Raw genomic sequence first — 22,365 nt, forward strand, 5'->3', positions numbered from 1 at the left:
TACAACTAGCTATAGATCGGGTTGCGTATGCAACTCTTTATTCTTATTGAACTAACGTAGCAGTTTAGTTGAAGAAGGATATTTCTGTATCCATATAGAATTAGATACAAACTGAATGATAATCTGAGAGAGTACATTAAAAGTAGTTCCTTTAATTTTATTCAACTAAAGGGGGGAGTCTAAAAATATTCTATGTAATAGAGAGATAATTAGGACAGGAGAGTTAAAACTGGTAAATATAAAAAAAATATGTTTAATTGCAATGATAGTTATGACTGCTGTTTCATTTGCAAATTTTTTAGGATTTAGTATTGCTGGGATATCAGTTATTATTGGTATTGCGTTTTTCTTTATTAATAGTAATTTGGAAAAAAATGTTTCTACTGACACTGGACTAAATGCAAAATCAATAGGAAAGTGTCTGAAAAACAAAACAATTTATTTTTGGATTGTTTTACCACTGATTTTGAATGTTGTTTGTATTGTGTTGGCAAAATTAATTTTGCCCGAATACATAGAACATCTTTATGGAAGAACGGAGTTTGTAGTTTCGTTAGATAAGATAATGTTTCTCGTCTTCCAACTTGCCATTTTAGCATTGGGTGAAGAAATTGCTTGGAGGGCTTTTTTTCAAAAGCAATTGAGTAAAGCACTACCAATAATACCTACTTTAATTGTTACATCCATAATATTTGCATTTGCTCACATTGTGGAGGGGAGTAGTATTGTAGTCGCTTATGATATTTTCTTTATCTTTATAAATAGTGTTTTATATGGTGTGATATTTTATAAAACAAACAATGCGTGGATAAGTGCTATTTCGCATTTTATTGCTAATTTATTTAGTATTATTGTAATTTCATTTTTGTTGTGATGTGACTTTAAGATCTTTTTGCTGGTCATATTCTTAATACAGTACGTATGATATATTAAGTTTAATATTAACAATCGGAGGGCGTTGATCCAAGAAGGGATTGAGGCTCTTTTTGTTGAACTTATTGAACTAATGGGACAGGTTTGTTGTATAAGTTTTTTAAATAAAATATCAAAATACAGAAAAAAATAATATCGCTTATAAAGGAGGATTAAAATGAATCAAACAAAAAATGAAGTGAAAGTAATTTTCTTTGATGCTGGTGGTGTTCTTTTTGATACTTTTTTAAAAGGAGATGACAGAATAAGGTATATATTGCTGGAAAGAGGTTATCAAAAATCAAAAATTGATGTTGCTATTATGAAGGCAAAACAAATTAAACTGACTTTCATTTCGAATTGGAATGAGGAAGAACAATACTATAAGCGTTATTATGGAACTATTGCAAAAGAGCTTGGAGAAATTGAACTAACAAATGAATTATTCTTATTTACCCATTTTGCTGGTCACTGTGAGCTGTTTCCAGAAGTAAAAGGGTTGCTTGAGGAATTAAGTAAAGAGTACAGATTAGCTGTTATTTCGAATGCAATGCCAAGTATGGACTGGATATTTGATAGGTTAGGAATTCGTAAATATTTTGATTCTATTATTCTTTCTGCCTTTGTAAAAGAAGAAAAACCAGGAGAAGCAATCTATAATATCGCGCTTAATCATGCAAAAGCGATAAAAGAAGAAAGTATATTTATAGATGACAAAATTGAAAATATTGAAGGAGCCGAACGAGTTGGGATAAGAGGAATTCACTTAGATAGAAATCGGGTGAATTTGTTAGAATTGCTAAGTGAACAACAGCTTATCCAAAATACCATTAAAAATTTTAAGAATGAAATTACAAACTAACCTGATTTAAATACCATGAAAAGAAGGTTCTTCAAAAAAAGAAAAATGACAATATAAAAAAAGACCCTACTCAAACGGTAAAAAAAGAGGAGAGCGTTAATTTCAGTAGATTGGATTAAGGTCAATTTTAGTATTGTCACGTCTTTACCATTTTCATTCTCTGAGGTGCAGCAAATATATTGTGCTGCATGGATGGCTAACGGGTCAGGTTAGTTGAGAAAGGTATTTATAGAGAACTAATAAATATGCAGATTGAAAGGGTGATTGTATATTGTCTCAAATTTCGATGGTGGAAAACCTTTTAAAAGATTCATTTAAAGTAATTAATGGCATGCCTCAATATATTGGGATAGAAGAGAGAGAGAAAACAGAATATAACCATAATAACTGGAAAGATAAGATAAATACTTTAAATGACTTTGCTATAAAGCATAAGCTTAACAGAATTAGTGCTTTAATTAATAGATCTTCGGAACACTATTTGAGTCTTTCACAAATGCTAATTAACTTCGGATTTGAAAAGTATGCTTCAAAAGTTGAAGTATTAAGAGACTTAAAAGATATTAATAACAATAAAAAGGGATATGAATGGTATTCATTAAGTGACTATAAAATATCTGAAGATGAATTTAAGAGGATTTGGGAGAAATGTATGTATGGGTCTGAAAACTCTCCAACTTCATTTACAATGGATGAACATCTAGACTCTTTGAAAAATGAAATAGGGGAGAATTGGAGTAAATCTTGTAATGTCATTTACTTGGAAGACAAACTCATTGGTATATCTATCCCTCACATAGAAAGTGGCACTGTATATGAAGGAAGGTTATATTATTTCGGAATTTTACCTGAAGAGCGAGGGAAAGGACATAGTATACATATACACTATCAGTCCATGAATTTATTAAAGCAAATGGGAGCGAACTATTACATAGGAATTACACATGAGACCAATAAAAAAATGCAGAAAGTATTTTTAAAAAATAAGTGTTCAATAAAGGCCAAAACAGAATCCTATTATAAATATATAATTAATTAATTCATTGATTATTAAACTACCATGAAAATAAATTTCTTCAAGAAAAGAAAAATGACACTTGAACTAACGGGTGCTTTAGTTGAAGAACAGTGATTTGCAATGCAGCTCTTTTCTCTTAATCAATTAAAGGGACAATTTAGTACAATATGCAGGTATATTTGGAAAGAGTGATGAAGTATTTATTATGCGGTAAATATTATAAGAAATAATATATATAAATTTACTAACTAATGATGGTTTATTATCCAAGTAAGCCATAAAGGAGGGTTAGCTATTTTCCAAATCAATAGTAGAAATTTAACGTTTTCGTTATTGATTTATTTTTGTTTAATAACAATACTTTTACTTTTAACACTGAAAACCAACTTCAATTTGACTGGTTATAATTACTACTTGAATGAAGAATCGATGATACTAACGATTGAAGAAGGGTTTGTAAAAAAAGAAAAGTACAATGTGCAAGGTACTGCAATTCAAGCTATAAAAGTTATGTTACCAATTAACCAAGCAAATGAGATGTGGAAACTTAACATTTATTTACTCTCGCTTTTTATAACAGTCTTTTTTGTATTATTTTTGAAACCTTTGAGACCGAAGAAAAACTTGAAAATGTATATTGCATTATATTTTTTATTCCTTATCACCTTTATTATTTGGGATATATACGTTCACAAAGAAATAATTGAAGAAATAACAAATACTATAAATAGTTTATAAAGATAGGATGACATTTGTTAGAAAATAAGCTTATATAATGATTCGAAATATGAATGTAGCCAGTTAGTTATTTTCTTGTTCAACTAACGGGACAGGTTAGTTATACAAGGAGATATAACCCCTTGAATAGATTGAATATTATTACATTTAGTAATATAATAGTAGAATTAAACGGAGAATAAAACGGAAAAATAAAAGAAAGTAAAAGTTAATGAGGGTTTTATTTGTTTGTACTATTTTTGACATATGTTTTACTTGGACTTTCTATTGCTCTCCCTATTGGTACAGTTACAATAGAAATGACAAAACAAGGTCTTAAAAACGGATTTATGCATGGATGGATTGTCGGTCTTGGAGGAATGACGATTGATTTAGGTTTGATTTTACTTCTTTATTTCGGCTTAGCTTCTGTACTATCCATGCCCATTGTTCAAATTACGATGTGGTTGGTAGGTGCTTTATTCTTATTTTTTATTGGCTATGATAGCATAAAAACTGCTGACCATAATATCTCAGTAGCAGGAGAAAAGTCAACAAAATCACTGAAGTCTTCTTACTTTAATGGGTTACTTGTAGCTATATCACCTGGTAATTTAGTCTTTTGGGTAAGTATTTTTGGTACAGTATTAGCGGACTCGTTCGATTCATCCAATACCTTTAAATTCCTTATTGTTGGTGCAGGAATACTTACAGGAATTCTTATTCATGACATAGTTTTAATGACAATTGTTGCAGGTACGAGAAAGGTACTAAATCCTACATATATCAAATGGGTTTCTATTTTAACTGGACTTGTATTAATAGGATTTGGTATAAAATTTCTTTTTGAATTTTATAAAAGTATTCAAGGAGCTTTTTAATGAAAGAATAAGTGTTATAGGAGATATTTTCACCAAAAACATGGACAAATTTTTTTTGTAATAAAGAAGGACCATTCCTCATTTGGAATGGTCCTTTAAGTCAATAATGAATTACTGTTACTCTTCATTTTTTAAATTTAAGAAATTACTAATTACCTTTACATATTCATTTTTGGGATATTTCTTATATAGATCGCTAGCTAATCGAATTGGGTCACCAAAAAAGTATCGCTCATATTGGGTTTGTCTTGTTCCGAATGCACTCATTGTTAGATCCCAAGCTAAACGAAATATTTTTACACGTTCCTCAGCGGTCTTAGTTGCTCCTTGAAGATAAAAATCTAAGTCATTTCTAACAATAGAATGGAATGCTTTTTCGGTTGGCAATGTAATCATTCCACTAGCTCCAATTAACTGGATAATTTCAGTGAAACGAGGATAAATTTTAGGAAAAATGTTACCAGCAACTTGAAGCGGGAAAATTTCTGGACGCATATATCCCCATTCATCTAATTTTGCGTTATTCTCTGATTTTTCTAACAAGGCTTTCATCGTCTCTAGACCAATGATGATTTCTGACATCTTTTCTTGAATATGTTGATACTCGCTAATATTAATCGTTTCGATAAGAAGCTCAGCAATACCTAAGATAAACTCTGTTTTTACAATTTGTCTAATCAATACTTGGTGCTTAGTAAAGGGATGGAAAGAGCTTTGAATTGGGAATTGCTCAGCTACTTCTGCATTGTTGTAATAAAATACTCTATTCCAAGGTACTAACACATTGTCAAAGACAACGATAGAATCCATTTCTTCGAACCGCGAACTTAATGGATAATTAAAAGAAGATTGTCCGCCGATGAACGTGTCCCTACAAATAAACTTTAATCCTTTTGTGTTAGAAGGGATCGAAAAAGCAAAAGCTTCATCTTCATTAAATAGAAATTTACCTACGCTAAAAACTAATACTTCATCTGTTAATCCACCTTGTGTAGCAAGAAGACGGGCACCTTTAACGATAATTCCTTCTTCATTTTGATCAATTACTTTTGCTGCGATTGGCTCATCCGTATTTTCATAGTAGATATAAGAACGATTCACTTGTGGAGAAATAAAGGTATGTGCAAACGACAGATCATTTTCCCTAGCAAATTCATAAAATGTTTGCAGATTGTTTGGAAAACATTTGTCCTTATTATTTAAAAAGGATACGGAAGAGGCGAAGCTCATTAAAACAGTGTTCAAATAATCTGGGCTTCTTCCCATGATTCCCCCTGAATACCTAGCCCAATGTTTAATCATCTTTCGTCTTCTTATTAAGTCATCTTTCGTTTTTGGTTGCAAATAGGAAAGACCAATAAGCTCTCCTGATACTGGGGAAATAAAAGTCATCTCATCTTTTATTTTTGGGTCATGTTGCAAATCATAAAGATTCGCTTTGGACTGAATTAGTCCCTTGAAGACAGGTTGTTCAGATAGCAACCCCTCCATTTTTTCACCGTCATACCAAATTTCATTGTTTAGCTGATTTAATCTGTTAATGAAATCTTTTCCATTAATAGCCCCCATGTTGCACTCCCCACTTTAATCGATATTTATATAAAATCATTCGATTATAGCTGTATTAACAAGTTAAGCCGTCAAATATCTATAGCTATTACTATAATTATTTTATGTAACTAGAGCATGCTATTATTACTTCGTCAACTAATGGAGCAGGTTAGGTCAATAAGAGGATTTACTGGATTATGAGATAATACAACTGGATTAAAGGAGGAAAGGAATGACTAAAGATAAAAAACGACATATAAAAATATACCGTATAGCAAACGAAGAACGATATGAAGAAGTAATGGAAATGACAACAGAAGCATGGAATGCAAAACTTGAAGAAAAAAATAAGGTTAAAACAGGGAAGATAATAGATAAAAAACGAAGGAAAAAAGAACAAGGGAAAGTAATACATGGGAAGACACCAGAAGAACGATTTCAAGAAATAAACGGAATGACAATAGAGGAATGGCACGAAGAACAATTCAAAGCTAAAATGGGAATGACAACCAATGATTGGTATATAAAACAGGTTAAATCATCATCACCAATTGACTATTTTAAAATACAGAACAGTACAATTACAGAGGAAGATGTAAAGCTTGTTAAGGATTTGCAGGAGTTAGGATTAAATGATGACGTGATAAATGTTTTACTAAGTTACGTTGTAGTTGTTAGTAAAATTGGACTCATTCACCCATTGATTAAAGAAATGGGTGAATATTGGATTGAAAAAAATTTATTAACTGTTGAGAAGGCAATTGTCTTTGTTAGGGAAGAACATAAGAAGTACAAAGAGTCCTCAGAGTAATAATTATTAAATGGGACTTGTAATCTATCAGTGAACCAAATTTGATGAAAAAACTTATTTATTCATTATAGAAGATGAAGTGCATTAAGATAGATCAAATGTTACAATTAATGTAAAAAAAACCATTTTAGTTAAAGAGGATATATAAATAGGGGGAATATATGTTTTTAGTCTTTATTTTAGTCTTGATATGTATCGTTATGTTTGTCAGTGCAATTATTTTATATCCTATATTTTATTTTTTGCCAATTGAGAAAAGAAAGGGAACGAATCAATTTTTCCTTGTGGTATTAATTGGATCATCCATAACTATTCTTGTATTAAGTCCTTTTATGATGATAGGGGCAATGTATGTGCTGTTAATTTTTTCTATAATAGTGGCTTCGTTTTCGTTGATAGGTTATCTATATTCTAAAACAAAATCTGAAAAAGAAACTAAAGCTGATGTTAGTTAAATAATTGTTATTTTTAAAATAGCGGCTATGTTGACCAAAGAAGCGGTAACAATTTTTTAGATCTAGGTGATAGAAAGAGGATATTATGTATAAAATAAATTTATTATTTTTATTAAGTTTCGGATTATTAACAGGGACTTCTAATCAAGAAACCATTCAAGCTATTGATTTCAAGTCAGATTCGGAATTCATATATTTTTTTGTAAATATAGTAGAGTTCTGGTCTATTATGGTGTTATTATATTTTGTATTTTATTTGTTTCTCCGTAAACATAAAAAAATTATTACGGTAATCTATGAAATGATTTTATTAATAATGTTACATTATATTATCATTGCTCAACGAGATTATATATTTGAGGAATTATCTTGGCGCGCATATGTATGGATTATATTGTTGTTGATTGGTTATTTTGCATTTGGTAGAGATTTGTATTCATTGGTAAAAACAAATAATAAAACATTTAAGGAAAAGTGATTATTTTTATTCCTATAGGAATAGCATACAGCCATTCTTCCTTTTTTAGTTTTAGAAGATAAACCCGGGGATGTTATTAACCTTATAGTTAATCCAATATACTAAAGGTGTCTTTATATTTGAGATAAAAATGGGGGACAAAATAAGTGTATGTAAAAATTTATCAATATTATATTCAAAAAGATAAAGCAGAAGAGTATTTATACATGCAGCAAAAGGCGACTGCAATATATGAGAGATATTTAGATGTACATATTATGTTTTTAAATAGTCAAGTAGATGTCACTAAATGGGTAGAGATTGCTAGATATAAAGATGAAGAAGAATACATAAAAAGTATAAATATCATTAATCATGAAAAAGAAATAAAAGAGCTGTTCGCGTTATTCCAGACTTTTTTGGTTGCTGATAAGAGTGAGGTCCAAGAAGAGAACTTTATAGAAAGAATAGTGAAAAAGATGTAAAATACTTACTTTATTAGTTTAAACTTTTATTGAAGTAAAAGGACAGGATCTAATACGAAAGTGAACGGAACAACTATCCTCACAGGAAATTCAGATATACAAGACCCTAAAAGTTCATATCATATAGGATTAAGAATATGTAGACATCTACTTTCTTAATAGACGTTCGGTAGGAGGAGTCTATTAAGAAGAAACCACCAACCTACATAGAGGATGATGGTTATCTTGTTAATAGATGTACTGCTGTTTTTCTTTGGACTTAAAGGGTAGATAATTTCCTTTGATTTTTAATCCGATTATTCAAATACTCCGTTTCTAAGTATCGTAAAATCTACTTTGATATTTACTTTCATTTCTTTAAACAACTCGTGCCACTTTTCTTGAGTAAGTTTAGAGTTTCTAACAGAGCTTCTATATGATTCCCCAAAACCAAAAACATCTGAATTAATTTTTTGTCCGTATTTTATTACTCTTGACATTTCACGAGATAAATTCTTACTTATAGCTTGTTCAAGTTCTGCCACTATTTTCGAATCTCCTATGTTTAGATCTGACTTAATTTCTAATAATCTTGCTTTAATGGTAATGTGCAAGTCGAATTCAGGAGTATTCGAATTAACTAGTTTCAATTTTCTGTTCGTCTTAACTGTATCAAATGCTAAAGGAATCTCACTAATAGTGTTCTTCCTTAAAGAAGTTGGAATATCTTCTTCTTGTAACTTAGTTTCAAAAATTCCATGTTCGTAATTGTCTCTTATCATCTTTACATAAAAACTATCTTCAGCTGAGAGTCTGCCAGCCATATTACCATCTTTAAAGAGAGCTATTCCCGATATTTCAACGAATTCCTCCTCTTTTTTGATAATTGGCATAACAATGTTTCTACCGGATGAATAATAATCACGTGCTACTTCATGGAGGGTTGATGAAATCATGTGTTCAGATTCAATGTTTTGTGCTAATAATCTAAATATATGTTGACCAATATCCTCGATATTTTCATATTGATATTCAAGTAAGGAGGTCATTGGACCTTCGACGACTGCCATATAAATACCATTACTAACACTAGGGTTTTCTAAGTGTGAATCAATGTAATGATGAATATCATTCTTTGCTAGCTCTTCGCTGAATAAAACAACTCTCATCTGACCGACCATAATTTTTTTTGATAGCTTGCGATTGGTTTTTGCACGTGCACCTTTACTTGTTTCGTCTTCAGTGGTAACAACTTCAACATTACTTTGAAATTCTGGATTTACTTCACGAATAACTGCGGTAGTTTTCATTTTATTATCTTCACTGCCCAAATCATAGCCCACTAAAGTGGTTAACCCAACTCTATCGAGAATATTTGTCTCTGCACACCCGACCAAAGTAATGAATAGAAGCAGTGTAATAATATAGAAGCTCAACTTTTTCATTCCTCTTGCTCCTTTTTTGTTGTGAATTTCTTTTTCACCACAGCGACCAAGTATAAGAAAATAGGGTAGACAAATACAATATAAAAAGCGACTTTGGCAAACTGATTGTTAATCATGTTGATTTGAATTCTACTTTGAACAACTAAAGTGCCTATAAGAATAATAAAGGAAAACAACCAAACGAATTTATTTCCACTTATTTTTACTATACGTGTGACCCCTCTATAAGCAGCCCATAGGTAAAGACATAGATTCGGTATAATGATCAACATCCAGTAACAAACCGCAGCAAATTCAAAACGTTCAATAAATGGAAAACTGATAAAACTAAACAGGGTTAAAGTTGCCCAAACTGTTTTAAGTAACTTTCCTTCGCTATAGTATGTAAGCGAAACCAACATAACAGAAAGATAAACAAATGTAGTGGCTAATAAAGCTAGATGAGCATGCTTCTTAACCTTTTCTTTTTCCTTTATATAAGGATAAATAATATTGAGAATTTCGAATCCAATAATAGTGAAAGTCATGGAACGTGCTCCATTTAAAATAGAACTTATTTTTGTTTCCAAAATTGGCAATAGGTTAGCAGCTGTTGAAAATTCAAGAGGGAATATCAACATTGGGAGAAGCCATATAGACAGTATGATGCTAAAAAAAGAAACTCCCACAATTACACGGAGTCCACCCGTAAAGGCGTAAATTATGATTAACAGCAACGTGGAGGAAATGAACCACGTACTTAAACCCGGGAAAATCCATGCATGAATTACTTCAATATAGTTACGCAGTATGGAAAAGAATGCCATGGCACAGTAAAGAATATAGGTAGCATTCAATAAATTTCCAAAAAACTTCCCAAAAACATCTTGATGGATTCCATAGAGGTCATTGGAACCGTACAATTCTAACGTTTTTATCATGAAAAAAATGACAATATGTGTGGCGAATCCTGCAATAAGAACAGAAATCCAAGCATCATGTCTTGCATCTTGATAAACTATACGTTGAAAACCCTGTATCCCAACACCAATTTGAGCGCTATGAATAACAAAGAAAAGTAAATAAGCATTAAGCATATCTTTAGGACTGACTTGTATGGAACTTTTCATTCATTTCACCTTTTTTCAGGATTTATAGGCTCTGGATCGAATTTTTCTGTATCCTCTGCTCTTGTACTGGTAGGCCTTTTGGATGTAAATGGTATAGGCATACGGATAATACTATCTCTCCAGTCTTTTAAACGAGGAGGATAGAAAGGTGCAGTATATGGAGTACCCAAGCTGGATTGGCGTAAAAGATGAATGAGGATAAAACAATAAGCTAGCATTATACCAATAAATCCCCAAAATCCTGCTAATATTATTATTGGAAATCTAAGGACTCTAATAACATTACCCATCATGTAACTAGGAGTTGTAAAAGAAGCCAATGCACTTAATGCAATAATAATGATTAATATATTACTGGTAATTCCAGCTTGTACAGCTGCAGTTCCAATGACAATACCACCAACGATACCAATTGTTTGCCCAATCTTTGTCGGAAGTCGCCCGCCAGCTTCTCTCAGTAATTCAATAATAAGTTCTAACAATAATGCTTCAAATATGGGAGGGAAGGGTACCAAAGCTCTTGACTCACTTAGTGGAACCAAAAATGCTTGCGGAATAACTTCGTAATGAAAAGTCAATGCAGCAACGTATATTGGAGTCAAAAAAATGGATAAAAAGACGGCACTAAACCTTAATAATCGAAAAAAAGTTGCAATTTGCCATCTAAGATTTTGATCCTCTCTACTTTGAAAGAACTCTATAAACGATTGAGGGCAAATGATTGCCATGGAACTACCGTCAACAATTACTCCTACTTTTCCGATTAATAGTGAATCGCAAAACCTATCAGGTCTTTCAGTAAGAAGCATTTGAGGAAAGATTGACATAGAATTATCATCAATCATTTCTGCTAAAACGGCACTATCTATTAATGTATCTAATTCGAGGCTTGTAATTCTCTGTCTTAACGAATTGATTATATGATCTGAGGCTATTCCATTCATGTATAGTAGAGTAACTGTTGTGTTTGTACGTTTGCCTATTTTGAATTTTTCCAAACTAAGATCTGGACTCATTATGTATCTTCGGACAAGAGATACATTTGTAGAAAGGCTTTCATTGAATCCAACTTGAGAACCTATTACTTGAGATTCATTTTCCGGTGCTGACAAACTTCGCGACTCCCTTTTAGGGATAGTTGCTAATACAACTTGAGAGTGTCCTTCAACATGAATTAGTACTGTTCCATTCACCATTGAAACAATAGCTTCATCAAAATTATTTGTCATTTTTACTTCAGGTATGGATAGATTAGCTTTAATGCTTACTGGTGAATCCAACTTTTTTTGATATAAGTCTCGAATGATATGTTCATTTAATGTCTGTCCATCTACAAGATTATCTATATAAACGATCACAACAGTGGGAGGAATATCTTTTACAATCAAATCTGATGGATTGTTTGTTACTTCTCTTATCTGCTGTATAAATACATTCTTTAAGGGAGAAATCGTTTCTAATCTGGTTTCTGTTACTTTCCCTTTTTCGATCGAAGACTTCTTATTTACGAAAGGTAGTTTAAATTTCATGTGGGCCATTATACTCCTCTCATTTTTAACTTCATATATAGGATAGGTATAAGAAATAGTATCTATACTTAATACTTAAGTTTTCAGGATATTTATATAGAAAAATCCTGTTTTCATACCCTCCCAGACAGTAAGGAACAAATGAAAAAGGACTCGGTATATTACTTTAATAATGTAAAAAGACTAATATCTACTGAATTAAATTTGTTTTGTTAAAGAACAATGATAGTTGAACTGCATTTTATAAACTAGACAATTGTTATTACAATTGCTAAATAATATGTATTAAAACTAACTTGGAGATTAGTTCAATAAGGAGGTATTTTTGAGAGTTTGTTGAAGTAGTAATTGTATGATGTCTTATTTGCAAATTAATTGAGCAAACGTTCGCTCATAATTGTTTAGACATTGATTTAAGGAGGAATAGCTTCTGAAAAAGTCCAGCATTATTTTCTTTGAAAGACAATTTCCAAGTGCAAACATGATTCTTATTAAGGATGAGTACGCCATCCTTATTGATACTGGTTTTGGAAGTGAAGTGAAAGATACAGAGAAATTAATTAAAGAAGCAGGTGTTTCTCCTGAAGAATTACACCTTATTGTGAATACGCACTACCATAGTGACCATGTAGGAGGTAATTTTCATCTTCAAAAAAATTATGGTGTGCCAATTGCTACTCATAAATGGGAAGCCGATTTAATTAATTTTTGTGACCCTGAAGCCTGTAGTGCAGAATGGTTAGATCAGCCTGTAGAACCTTATCGAGTAGATAGGAAGCTTGCTGATAACGATGAGATTAATACAGGAAGTAGAACCTTGAAGGTCTTGCACACACCGGGACATACGTTAGGGCATATTTCTTTATTTGAACCCGAAGAAGAGATATTAATATGCGGGGATCTCTTTCACCAAAATGATATTGGATGGTTAAATATCTTTCGAGAGGGAGTTACATCTATTCAAAGATCTTTAGAAAGTTTGGAACGATTGTCCACGCTCCGGATAAAGCAGGCATATTCAGGACATGGTCCTCAAATAGAGAATCCTCAAGCTGCCATTGAAACAGCAAGGAAACGGTTTGAAAAGTGGCTTAAGATGCCAGAAAAAGTTTCTTGGAATGCCTGCAAGAGGATTTTTTCATTTACATTAATCATTAAAAACGGATTAGCGAAAGAAGAAATCAATAGCTACCTACTTAATTGTGGTTGGTTTCAAGATTATGCGCGCTACTCTTTCCAACTTCAGCCTATAGAATTTATTCAAATTCTGCTCGATGAAATGATTCGTTCCGGAGCTGCAATCTGGCACGATAATCACTTAATCGCCACAGCCCCATACCATGCACTGGAAAAGGAATGGATGGATAAAAATATAAAACCAAAAGAATGGAAAATATAAGATTTTCTTATACATTTAAAGGACAAATTACCAAAACAATTTGTGAAATACATTTATAGTTAAAATTATTTTTAAGGGGGAGATTACTATGCCGTTAAAAGTAGGAGATATAATTAAGTTTGAACGGGCTTTTACGATAAGGGATGTTGAATTATTTACAGAAATTTCAGGTGATGAAGGTATTCATCATAGAACCTTAGATGAACAGGGAAGACTTGTAATTCAAGGCTTATTAACTGCAACGCTACCAACAAAAATTGGTGGAGATAACAATGTACTGGCGCGTACAATGAATTTTGAGTTTTTAAGACCTGTGTATACAGGGGATATAATAATTTGCGAAGTTAAAATTGAAAAATACGAAAGGCAAGAAAATAATAGAACAACTATTATTGCATCCTTTTTATGTAAAAATCAGCATGAAAAAGAAGTATTAAAAGGAAATTTTGCAGGTGTAATTCTTTAAAATTTTTAAACTTTTTTTTGCTAACAAAGGATTAAGTTAAATAAGGAATTTTAATAACACATTGGTAAATCCAATGTGTTTTTAGTATCCTTTATTTAAATTAACTTTCCCTAAAGTGCAGCGTCTTATGAATTTGAACGATCTTTTTCTAGCAAATAGATGATTTTATCTAGTTTTGTTTCAATTTCTTTAGAATGAATATTCCGTAGGCTTGAATTTATTATTAGTCTTCGTATTAACAAGGAGAAAGAAATTACTCCTAACAAAATTAAAAATATAGGAATAAGAGCAAAAATAACATTCATTATAAACCCCCTCAAACAATTTTTTCTAATTATACCATATTTTTTATAACAAATTTTGAAATTTGAAAAATGAACACTCTGACAATAATGGGTTAATTCAAATTGTAAAGAATCCTTTCTTAATAAGGATATAGAGTCCTTTGTAAGAGTCAATTAAGTATTAATAATGTTTATGGTTTTGCGAAAAAGTAATATACTTATATAATAAACAATAGGTTGAAAAAGGGTTTATAAAAAGTACATAAATCTTTTGAATATGTATCAATCAAATAATTGATTAAACGGGGAATTATAATGAGCACAAACAGTAAGCAAAAGCCCAATTTAGGCAAAATGTTATTTAAAGCATTAATGGTTATTATTGGGGGTTTTATAGCTGCATATGGTTTAGAAGCAGTATTAATTCCAAATAATGTATCTGATGGTGGGGTAACGGGACTAAGCATCGTTGGATCTCAATTATTCGGAATACCTTTAGGATTTCTAATTGCATTATTAAATATTCCATTCATTTTTTTAGGATATAAACAAATTGGTAAGAGTTTTGCAATTTATTCAGTAATCGGTATTGCTTCACTAGCAGTTGGCACTAGTCTTATGCACCATGTACATACGATTATCAATGGGGATACATTGTTAGTAACGGTTGTTGGTGGTATTATCATTGGTTTTGGTATGGGGTTAGCTTTACGTAATGGTGGGGCATTAGATGGCATAGATATGCTAGCAGTTCTTCTTTCTCGAAAATTACCTTTTGGTACAAGTGATCTAATTCTTTTCTTAAACACGTTTGTATTTATTGTTGTTTCAACAGTTTTCGGTCTACAAGGGGCTATCTTATCTGCAATAGCTTATTTTATTGCTTCAAAAGTAATTCATATCGTAGAAGTAGGTTTGAGCGGTTCAAAAACTTTTAAAATCATTACAAATCAACCCGAACTAATGGTAGAGACAATTCGTGACCGACTTGGTCGTGGAGCAACGTATAATATAGTGCACGGTGGATATTCAAATGAACAATTCAAAGAAATAACATGTGTTATTAACCGACTAGAAGAAAGTAAAATGAAAGAAATCATTAATGATATTGACGTGAATGCTTTTATCACAGTCTATGAAGTAGCCGAGGTAAAGGGCGGTAACTTCAAAAAGAATAATATTCATTGAATATATAAAAAAGCTATACTTCATTGGAAGTATAGCTTTTTTATAATACAAGTTACAGAAAATTAGATGGAATAAAAATAGGGGAATGAATATATCCGTTTATTCAAATCCTTGTTGGAATATAGGCACTTATCTCTCAATAAGAATACTATTACATATATAATGAACATTATTCTTTGGAATACTCTTGGGTGTAATACTCCATACCTTCTCCATCCACAATAATACGTTCACCAATTTTTTGAAACTCCAATGATACCCCACCGTCAGCAGAAATATAATACTTGTCATCTTTTGTCGAGATGTTCACATTTTTAAAATTTTTTAAAAAATGATTACCACTCTTGACCTGTTCGGATTCCAAAATCTTATCTATACTACTTTTCTCTTTTGACTGTGGATCATAATTAGCGCTAATCATTAATTCATCCCCGATAACTACTATTAGCTGGCCTCTCCGACTTGTAAAGCCTGAATCTTCAAAATCACTAGCTTTAGCAATAAATTTAGATTCATTTGTTTCTTCCGAGCATGCGACTAATAGAAGGATTAAAGCGATGCAAAAAAATAATAGGGCTATTATCTTCTTCAATATCTTTCCTCCTCTATCTTTTGTATTACAATACGTTAAGAGATATTAAAGGTTTCAAATTATTTAATATTCTGGAAATATACAAGCATTAAAATGTAAAATATTATTTTTCTCAATTGTCACGATTGTTTAACTACAGCTAGTTCAATCTTTCATATGTTTTGATTCGAATGGAAAATTTCATAATATAAGAAACTTATATTTGTTTAAGTCGTATTAGAAAGGAGGGCGAAGTTTACGTGTCAAAATAAATAGACCAAATGCTGTTTGCCTAAGGCGCAGGTTTAATTAACGTTAAATTCTGACTAATAGCATTAAGGATTTAAATCGTATGATGGGAGTTACAAAACGGTGGGGAATTATGAGAAATAAGAAAACATTATGTATTATAATTGTAACGTTACTACTTCTAATTATTGTTACAAGTTTACAATTATCAAAAACTATTAAAATTGAAGATTTATTAACAGAAGAATTCTTGTATGATGATACGAATATTATTGTCGAAAGTATAAATGGTGTAAACTTCGAAGAAATCAATCTTCCAGATCACAAGAAGAAAGAGTTAATTTCACTGTTTGAAAATGCAGAATTGAATGAGGCTAAAGAACAGTATTCGCCTTTGGATGCTGAATATAAAATATATACTAAAGTGGACCAAATTTATATATTTGTTGAAGAAAATGTAATTGTATTCCCTAAGAAAAATATTAAGTCTTATAAAGTTATAAATAATGATAGTTTTATAGAAGAAATAGAAGAAATATTACAATAGCATTTATTTCATTATTGTTTGGAGGAATGTATTTTGAAAAAGTTTGTTTTTATATTTGGGCCACAAGCAGTTGGAAAAATGACTGTCGGGCAAGAACTTGCAAAGGTAACAGGCTTAAAGTTATTCCATAACCACATGACTATTGATTTACTAGAGCCGTTATTCGGATTTAGTCCAGAAATGTGGAGATTAACACACCTATTTCGGAAGGAAATATTTAATGCATTTTCTAAAAGTACTAATGATGGAATGATTTTTACTAAGGTATGGTACTTCGATCAAAAAGAGGATTGGGAAGATATAGAAAATATGTGTCAAACAGTATCTACACATGGTGCAGATATTTATTTCGTTGAATTAGAAGCCAACGTAGAAGAGAGGTTAAAACGAAACAAAACACCACATAGACTTGAATATAAACCAACTAAAAGAAATATTGAACAATCGGAACAACATTTAATTGGTACCTTAGAAAGTAATAGATTGAATTCTAAGAAGGGTGAAATTGAAAAGGAGAATTATATAAGAATTGATAATACATACTTGAGTGCGGAAGAGGTCGCTCAAATAATTAAAAAAGAGTTTAAATTATAGTGCATTTGTTCAACTTATTTCTTGTTTATTAACGGTGTAGTTTACAACCCTATATAGGATCTTTTCAAAATTAAAAGGATTATCTAATGGAATAAGTTTAATTTTTATGTATGGGAATCATAGGAATATCGGTCTTCGGTGTAGAAATTATTAACAGGTGTCCAAAATTAAGGAGGAAAATATGAATAAGTTTAGTTTGTTTGGCAAGTTTCTAGTACAAGAAGGTGAACTTAACAAAATGGTAGATATTTTGCTGGAAGCAGCAGAATCAATGAAGAAATTGGATGAGTGTGAGATATATCTTGTGAATACTTCTGAAAACGAACCAAATTCTGTTTATGTTTATGAAGTGTGGAGCAATGAAAATGCCCATAAAGCGTCTCTTGAACTGGAAGCTACACAAACATTAATAAAGCGTGCAAAACCAATCATTACTGGAGTTGAGAGAATCAGCACCCTAAAAACAAGGGGCGGGAAGGGTATTTCATAAAATTCTTTTTGAACAAATGTGTTGTATTTTAATAGATGTTGGGTTGCTTAGGCAACTCTTTTTTAATGGAACAGATTAGTTGAAGGAAATTTGAATATTTAGATGGATTTAATGTTACAATTAATGAAAAATAATCCATTTATTTTAAGAGTTATATAAGTAATATTATGTATTGATCAGTATGAATTATCAGAACGAGAAAGGACTATATGAGGTGGAAAATGTCTTTTAGAATTATTGTTCAATTATTTGTAGCTCTAATGGTTTTTATAATATCTACTCTTGTTGCGTGGTATGAGGGAAGCCAAATAAGAAATGTTTCTTGGGAGTGGAAATATACTACTATTTTTTCTGAAATGCTAAACGGTCCAGTGAAACAAGCAAGTGATATTTTAACTATTGATTATTTCATATTTGCCGCTAAATTTTTCCCTACTTTCCCATTGCTTATGTTACTTAGTGGAACTTACCTTTTAATTCTTATAGGTTATTCTTTACTCAAACAGAACAATAAGAAGTTTTCGTATTTCCTAACATGTATTGGGGTTTTGTTCTTGATATTAGGTGGTTTATTTTCAAATTCTCCAACATACGGCTTAAAAATATTTTTCTACAGTTTTATATTTATTGGGATATCATCAATTGGGATATCGTTATTAAGATTTTCTAAGAATAAGACTAAAAAAATTAATTAACTCGAATTTCTGCATAAACTATTCTGTATTTAAACGTGTTACATAGAGACGAGCAATTAGTATGTAAATTAGTTGAAGAAGGTTTTTACAAAAGAATGAAGAATTAGATAATAAGTTGTGTTCAGATGAATTTAGGAGATGAGCTATGTTAATCAGAGATATGAACTTATCAGATATCGACAGAGTCAGATCTATTGCATTTGCTACTTGGAGAGAAACGTATATTGGGTTTATTCCAGAACCTATTCAAGATAAAGTTTTAAAGGACGCTTACTCTAATGATGAGATGGATAATCGTTTTAAATCCTCTCTAAATTTGATTGCTGAAAATGATGAGGGGATAGTTGGATATGCCTTTTTCAAAGGGGCTTTGTCAGATAAAGACGTGTTCTTAGAGTCTTTGTATGTTCACCCTAACCATCAAGGAAAAGGGGTTGGAAAACATTTATTGATAACTGGACTTTCAAGATTCAAAGATCCGAATTCTTTATCATTAACAGTGTACAAAGGAAATCCTAATATTTCATTTTACGAAAGAGAAGGATTCAAGGTGATTAAAGAGATTGATGGCGAATTTTATGGACATCCAGTAATTTTTACATTAATGAAAAAGAACCTGGTCAAATTGGATAATAACGTTTGATACATTTTAATTTTCTTTAGCATTTTCCTAAAATTTACAAGACTGAATGGTGCTATTACAAGTTTATTAGCATGAGATATCTAGGGTATGTGTATGTATTTTCGCTGTCTAAACTAGTAATGCAGCAATTTGTTGTTAATCCAAAAATTATCAGAATGGAGTTAAGCTCATGAATAGGTTAGTAATTATGACAGTCGGTATAACCCATAGTGGTAAAACTACGTTCGCAAAAGCATTAGAAAAAGAGCTGCATAACTCAGTTGTGATTGACCAGGATAACCACGCGGAGTTCCTACACACTTATTACGAATCATTACTACCAAAACAAGGTCCAAATGTGATCAAGTATGCACTCACACAAACTATTGTTAATTATGTAGTTAATGAGACTAATTGCCATCTTATTCTTTGTAACTCCAATCGCAATCGGAAAAATCGTTTGAAACTACTTGAACATTATCACAAACAAGGATTTATCACTATCCTTGTGAATTTTGAAATCCCAGAACATGTTGTTAAAGAACGTGTTGCCATTAGTCAGCGAAGTACAACTATTTTAAGAACAGCTTCAACTTTTGAAGAAGTGCTTATTCGACAGCAAAATGAGTCTAATAAAAGCGATGTTATACCTCCAAGCAAAGGCGAAGCGGACCATTTATTTTTGATCAAAAGCGAGAATGAATTTCCGTACATAATTAAAAAAATTATTAGTATTGCCCATACTAATAATACATAGGAACAAATTAGTAAAAATAATGAATTTTAATTGAAGGTGAGGCTAGGTAATTGGAGAATAGATTGTCATTATTAGAAAACGTACGTTCAATTGCACAACTCGGCTTACATTATGCAGTGAACCCATATGATATAGAAAGATACGAAAAATTGCTTTTATTAGCTAGTAAAGAGTACTCGGAGATCACTGAAGTTAAGGAAAGCATAATTATTGAAAAGTTTAAGAAAGAGCTTGGACATGTAACACCAAAAGTCGGGGTGAATGGAGTTATTTTTTCTTCAGATGGAAAAATGCTTTTAGAACATCGAGCTGATGATGGAACGTGGGGAATTATCGGTGGATGGTGTGAAACAGGAGAAAGTCCCGAAGAATCATTAAAAAGAGAATTTTTAGAAGAAACTGGTCTAGTAATTAAGGTTAATAGTCTCATTGATATATTTACAAGAAAGCCAGGAGATTTTGGCCAGCCTCACACTTCCTATCATCCTCTATATGCTTGTGAAATAAAGGACGGAGAATTAAAGGCTTCATTTGAGAGTTTGGAAATCGGCTTTTATAATATCGATGAAGTAGAAAAATGGCATGGTGAACACTTTGATATGGCTAAAAAAGCTAATCGATATATGAATATGCACTAGGTTTTGAACAAGTTTGGCAATTAGGAGATTATTCACTAAAAGTGCAAGTAATTTCATGGGAGGTTCGTATATTTAATGACAATTGAAGTTAGAGAGGTACTACCAACAGATTATATAGATTTAGTAGAATTGATGAGCGAATTAGGATATCCTACAACATTAGTAGATTTAACTGAACGGTTTGAGACAATACAAAAACATGAAGATTATCAGTCATTGGTAGCTGTAAAAGATAATCAAATAATTGGTTTTGCAGGTTTATGTAAGGCCTTCACTTTTGAATTTTCGGGTTTGTACGTACGATTACTTGCGTTTGTTGTAAGTTCAAAACAACGTAAGCAAGGAGTTGGTACAAAGCTACTAAAAGCTTGTGAAGAATGGGCACTTCAGCAAGGAGCAGTAGCAATAACTTTAAATAGTGGTAATCGAGAAGAGCGTCAAACTGCGCATCTTTTTTATAAAAGTAATGGATATGAAGGCAAAAGTACAGGATTCTTAAAAAAATTAACTGAGGTACTGAAAGATGAATAAAATTAGGATGTTTGCTATCCCTTTATTAAAATTCTTAAAACAATAATCACACCAGGTTCCAACCAACTATCTTCAATTATTTTCTTACATAGTATTGATCAAATAAAGGATACTAAATTTGAAATGAAAAAGGAGTGATAATTTTGGCAGTGTGTCCTTTATGTAACGGATTAAAACGGTTAGAAATATATTGCCCAAAATGTAGTTCTCAATTAGACGACTCTGGCAAGGTTTCCGATTTTTTAGATCCTTATGGTCATTATAATGATGAAGAAACAGTGAAAATGGGCGATGGCTATCCTAATACAGCTAAAGATCAAATTTGCCCTCATTTAATGGTCTGTAATAATTGCAATTATGATGTTGTTAAGTTCATACAAGAAGAGAGCTAAGTAATTACGTTAAACTGGCTAAATCCTAGAAGGTAACGCGATTAAAGGATCATGTTGCCTTTAACAAAATTCAAAAAGAGGTTGAAATTTCTATACAAAAAAAATAGTTGTTAGAAGGTATTTTGAAGTATATGTAGAAATAACAGGATAGTAGCAATATGTATATTAAATGTAAAATGTTTAGCAATGTTGAGGACAACTGTAAAGTAGAGGTGTTATATTGAATAGCCCAATTTTAAATCAGATTGGAACAGTGTTTATCCCTGTTCGTAATATAGAAAAAGCCAGGGATTGGTATTGCGATATATTAGGGTTGCCGCTGACGGAGAAATACAATTTGGACATTTGTTTGTTATTCCAATGAATGGGACTGGCATTGTATTGGATAGTAAGATTTATTCGGAGGGAAATATTTTTAAAACTCCTTCCTTCCATTTCAATACAAATGATATCGAGGAAGCATATAGGTTTATGGAAATTAAAAATGTTGATTTAATAACTCCAATTGAACATAATCATTATTTCAATTTTAAAGACCCTGATGGTAATCAATTGATGATATGTAAGTGTTAGAGTGTGATTAAACATATATATTCTCATAAAGTGATTTTAAAGATTTCAAATAATCATTAGCGAAAGAATATAGGAAAAAAATTACAATAATTTCGTGTGAACACAACGCCCATTTGGGTGTTTTTTTTGTTAGAAATTAAAGGATTAATGGATTTGAT

The 22,365-nt window shown here is 31.4% G+C and carries 27 protein-coding genes and 1 pseudogene; 22 read left to right on the forward strand and 6 right to left on the reverse strand.

Features of this window, described 5'->3' with window-relative positions:
* Positions 1-262: 262 nt before the first annotated feature.
* The 5 genes from AM499_RS04040 (at position 263) to AM499_RS04060 (ending at position 4,390) form a co-directional block, all read left to right on the forward strand.
* Positions 263-874, forward strand: a complete 612-nt coding sequence (locus AM499_RS04040) for a CPBP family intramembrane glutamic endopeptidase (RefSeq protein WP_053588999.1) — start codon at positions 263-265, stop codon at positions 872-874.
* A 216-nt stretch (positions 875-1,090) separates the two neighbouring features.
* Complete coding sequence (locus AM499_RS04045) at positions 1,091-1,774, forward strand: HAD family hydrolase (protein ID WP_053589000.1); 684 nt, start codon at positions 1,091-1,093, stop codon at positions 1,772-1,774.
* Positions 1,775-2,045: 271 nt separating this feature from the next.
* Entirely contained in the window at positions 2,046-2,813 is a 768-nt protein-coding gene (locus AM499_RS04050; protein ID WP_053589001.1) for a hypothetical protein, read from the forward strand.
* Positions 2,814-3,221: 408 nt separating this feature from the next.
* Positions 3,222-3,530 carry a hypothetical protein gene (locus tag AM499_RS04055; protein WP_053589002.1) on the forward strand — a complete coding sequence of 103 codons (309 nt, stop codon included), beginning with the start codon at positions 3,222-3,224 and terminating at the stop codon, positions 3,528-3,530.
* Positions 3,531-3,754: 224 nt separating this feature from the next.
* Positions 3,755-4,390, forward strand: coding sequence for a LysE family translocator (locus tag AM499_RS04060; protein WP_053589003.1), 636 nt, complete (start codon positions 3,755-3,757; stop codon positions 4,388-4,390).
* 117 nt (positions 4,391-4,507) lie between these two features.
* Here AM499_RS04060 and hpaB read toward each other — a convergent pair whose 3' ends face one another.
* Complete coding sequence (gene hpaB, locus AM499_RS04065; RefSeq protein ID WP_053589004.1) at positions 4,508-5,959, reverse strand: 4-hydroxyphenylacetate 3-monooxygenase, oxygenase component; 1,452 nt, start codon at positions 5,957-5,959, stop codon at positions 4,508-4,510.
* Between the two features lie 214 nt (positions 5,960-6,173).
* On the opposite strand from hpaB, the gene AM499_RS04070 reads away from it, so the two are divergent.
* The 4 genes from AM499_RS04070 to AM499_RS04085 all read left to right on the forward strand — a co-directional run bounded on the left by AM499_RS04070 (position 6,174) and on the right by AM499_RS04085 (position 8,149).
* The gene (locus AM499_RS04070) at positions 6,174-6,752 is read left to right on the forward strand and encodes a hypothetical protein (RefSeq protein WP_053589005.1); all 579 of its coding nucleotides are present in this window, start codon (positions 6,174-6,176) and stop codon (positions 6,750-6,752) included.
* Between the two features lie 161 nt (positions 6,753-6,913).
* The gene (locus AM499_RS04075) at positions 6,914-7,207 is read left to right on the forward strand and encodes a hypothetical protein (protein WP_053589006.1); all 294 of its coding nucleotides are present in this window, start codon (positions 6,914-6,916) and stop codon (positions 7,205-7,207) included.
* A gap of 85 nt (positions 7,208-7,292) precedes the next feature.
* Entirely contained in the window at positions 7,293-7,685 is a 393-nt protein-coding gene (locus tag AM499_RS04080; protein ID WP_053589007.1) for a hypothetical protein, read from the forward strand.
* A gap of 146 nt (positions 7,686-7,831) precedes the next feature.
* Positions 7,832-8,149, forward strand: coding sequence for a hypothetical protein (locus AM499_RS04085; RefSeq protein ID WP_053589008.1), 318 nt, complete (start codon positions 7,832-7,834; stop codon positions 8,147-8,149).
* Positions 8,150-8,445: 296 nt separating this feature from the next.
* On the opposite strand, the gene AM499_RS04090 is transcribed toward AM499_RS04085, so the two are convergent.
* Genes AM499_RS04090 through AM499_RS04100 form a run of 3 tightly spaced genes read right to left on the reverse strand, consistent with a single transcriptional unit; the run spans position 8,446 to position 12,211 of the window.
* Complete coding sequence (locus AM499_RS04090) at positions 8,446-9,573, reverse strand: Ger(x)C family spore germination protein (protein ID WP_053589009.1); 1,128 nt, start codon at positions 9,571-9,573, stop codon at positions 8,446-8,448.
* Positions 9,570-10,682: a GerAB/ArcD/ProY family transporter gene (locus AM499_RS04095; protein ID WP_053589010.1), complete on the reverse strand. Its 1,113-nt coding sequence runs from the start codon at positions 10,680-10,682 to the stop codon at positions 9,570-9,572. The genes AM499_RS04090 and AM499_RS04095 overlap by 4 nt, the downstream gene beginning before the upstream one ends.
* 5 nt (positions 10,683-10,687) lie before the next feature.
* A complete protein-coding gene (locus AM499_RS04100; protein WP_053589011.1) occupies positions 10,688-12,211 on the reverse strand; it encodes a spore germination protein in 1,524 nt (507 codons plus the stop codon).
* A gap of 481 nt (positions 12,212-12,692) precedes the next feature.
* Between AM499_RS04100 and AM499_RS04105 the strand changes: the two genes are divergently transcribed.
* A complete protein-coding gene (locus AM499_RS04105; RefSeq protein ID WP_082355164.1) occupies positions 12,693-13,610 on the forward strand; it encodes an MBL fold metallo-hydrolase in 918 nt (305 codons plus the stop codon).
* An 88-nt stretch (positions 13,611-13,698) separates the two neighbouring features.
* Entirely contained in the window at positions 13,699-14,076 is a 378-nt protein-coding gene (locus tag AM499_RS04110) for a hotdog domain-containing protein (RefSeq protein WP_053589013.1), read from the forward strand.
* 125 nt (positions 14,077-14,201) lie between these two features.
* Here the strand turns inward: AM499_RS04110 and AM499_RS04115 are convergent, their stop codons facing one another.
* Positions 14,202-14,381 (reverse strand): DUF4083 family protein, encoded by a 180-nt coding sequence (locus AM499_RS04115; protein ID WP_053589014.1) that lies wholly within the window; start codon positions 14,379-14,381, stop codon positions 14,202-14,204.
* Between the two features lie 294 nt (positions 14,382-14,675).
* Here AM499_RS04115 and AM499_RS04120 point away from each other — a divergent pair, with 294 nt between their 5' ends.
* Entirely contained in the window at positions 14,676-15,548 is an 873-nt protein-coding gene (locus AM499_RS04120; protein WP_053589015.1) for a YitT family protein, read from the forward strand.
* A gap of 169 nt (positions 15,549-15,717) precedes the next feature.
* Here AM499_RS04120 and AM499_RS04125 read toward each other — a convergent pair whose 3' ends face one another.
* Positions 15,718-16,140 (reverse strand): hypothetical protein, encoded by a 423-nt coding sequence (locus AM499_RS04125; RefSeq protein ID WP_053589016.1) that lies wholly within the window; start codon positions 16,138-16,140, stop codon positions 15,718-15,720.
* Between the two features lie 331 nt (positions 16,141-16,471).
* Here AM499_RS04125 and AM499_RS04130 point away from each other — a divergent pair, with 331 nt between their 5' ends.
* The 10 genes and pseudogenes from AM499_RS04130 (at position 16,472) to AM499_RS04175 (ending at position 22,207) form a co-directional block, all read left to right on the forward strand.
* Positions 16,472-16,915: a hypothetical protein gene (locus AM499_RS04130; protein ID WP_156316742.1), complete on the forward strand. Its 444-nt coding sequence runs from the start codon at positions 16,472-16,474 to the stop codon at positions 16,913-16,915.
* Positions 16,916-16,993: 78 nt separating this feature from the next.
* Entirely contained in the window at positions 16,994-17,509 is a 516-nt protein-coding gene (locus AM499_RS04135) for a shikimate kinase (protein ID WP_053592090.1), read from the forward strand.
* 181 nt (positions 17,510-17,690) lie between these two features.
* The gene (locus AM499_RS04140) at positions 17,691-17,999 is read left to right on the forward strand and encodes a putative quinol monooxygenase (protein ID WP_053589018.1); all 309 of its coding nucleotides are present in this window, start codon (positions 17,691-17,693) and stop codon (positions 17,997-17,999) included.
* A 221-nt stretch (positions 18,000-18,220) separates the two neighbouring features.
* Complete coding sequence (locus AM499_RS04145; RefSeq protein WP_053589019.1) at positions 18,221-18,694, forward strand: YjdJ family protein; 474 nt, start codon at positions 18,221-18,223, stop codon at positions 18,692-18,694.
* 145 nt (positions 18,695-18,839) lie between these two features.
* The gene (locus AM499_RS04150; RefSeq protein WP_053589020.1) at positions 18,840-19,337 is read left to right on the forward strand and encodes a GNAT family N-acetyltransferase; all 498 of its coding nucleotides are present in this window, start codon (positions 18,840-18,842) and stop codon (positions 19,335-19,337) included.
* A 169-nt stretch (positions 19,338-19,506) separates the two neighbouring features.
* Positions 19,507-20,073, forward strand: coding sequence for an AAA family ATPase (locus AM499_RS04155; protein ID WP_053589021.1), 567 nt, complete (start codon positions 19,507-19,509; stop codon positions 20,071-20,073).
* A 50-nt stretch (positions 20,074-20,123) separates the two neighbouring features.
* On the forward strand, positions 20,124-20,711 hold the full coding sequence (locus AM499_RS04160; protein WP_082355167.1) for an NUDIX hydrolase N-terminal domain-containing protein: 588 nt from the start codon (positions 20,124-20,126) through the stop codon (positions 20,709-20,711).
* A gap of 75 nt (positions 20,712-20,786) precedes the next feature.
* Complete coding sequence (locus AM499_RS04165) at positions 20,787-21,242, forward strand: GNAT family N-acetyltransferase (RefSeq protein ID WP_053589023.1); 456 nt, start codon at positions 20,787-20,789, stop codon at positions 21,240-21,242.
* A 149-nt stretch (positions 21,243-21,391) separates the two neighbouring features.
* The gene (locus AM499_RS04170) at positions 21,392-21,634 is read left to right on the forward strand and encodes a hypothetical protein (RefSeq protein ID WP_231687558.1); all 243 of its coding nucleotides are present in this window, start codon (positions 21,392-21,394) and stop codon (positions 21,632-21,634) included.
* A 220-nt stretch (positions 21,635-21,854) separates the two neighbouring features.
* Positions 21,855-22,207 (forward strand): annotated as a pseudogene (locus AM499_RS04175) (VOC family protein).
* The last annotated feature ends 158 nt before the right edge of the window (positions 22,208-22,365 follow it).

The organism is Bacillus sp. FJAT-22090, from assembly GCF_001278755.1.
In the GTDB taxonomy this organism is placed as follows: domain Bacteria; phylum Bacillota; class Bacilli; order Bacillales_A; family Planococcaceae; genus Psychrobacillus.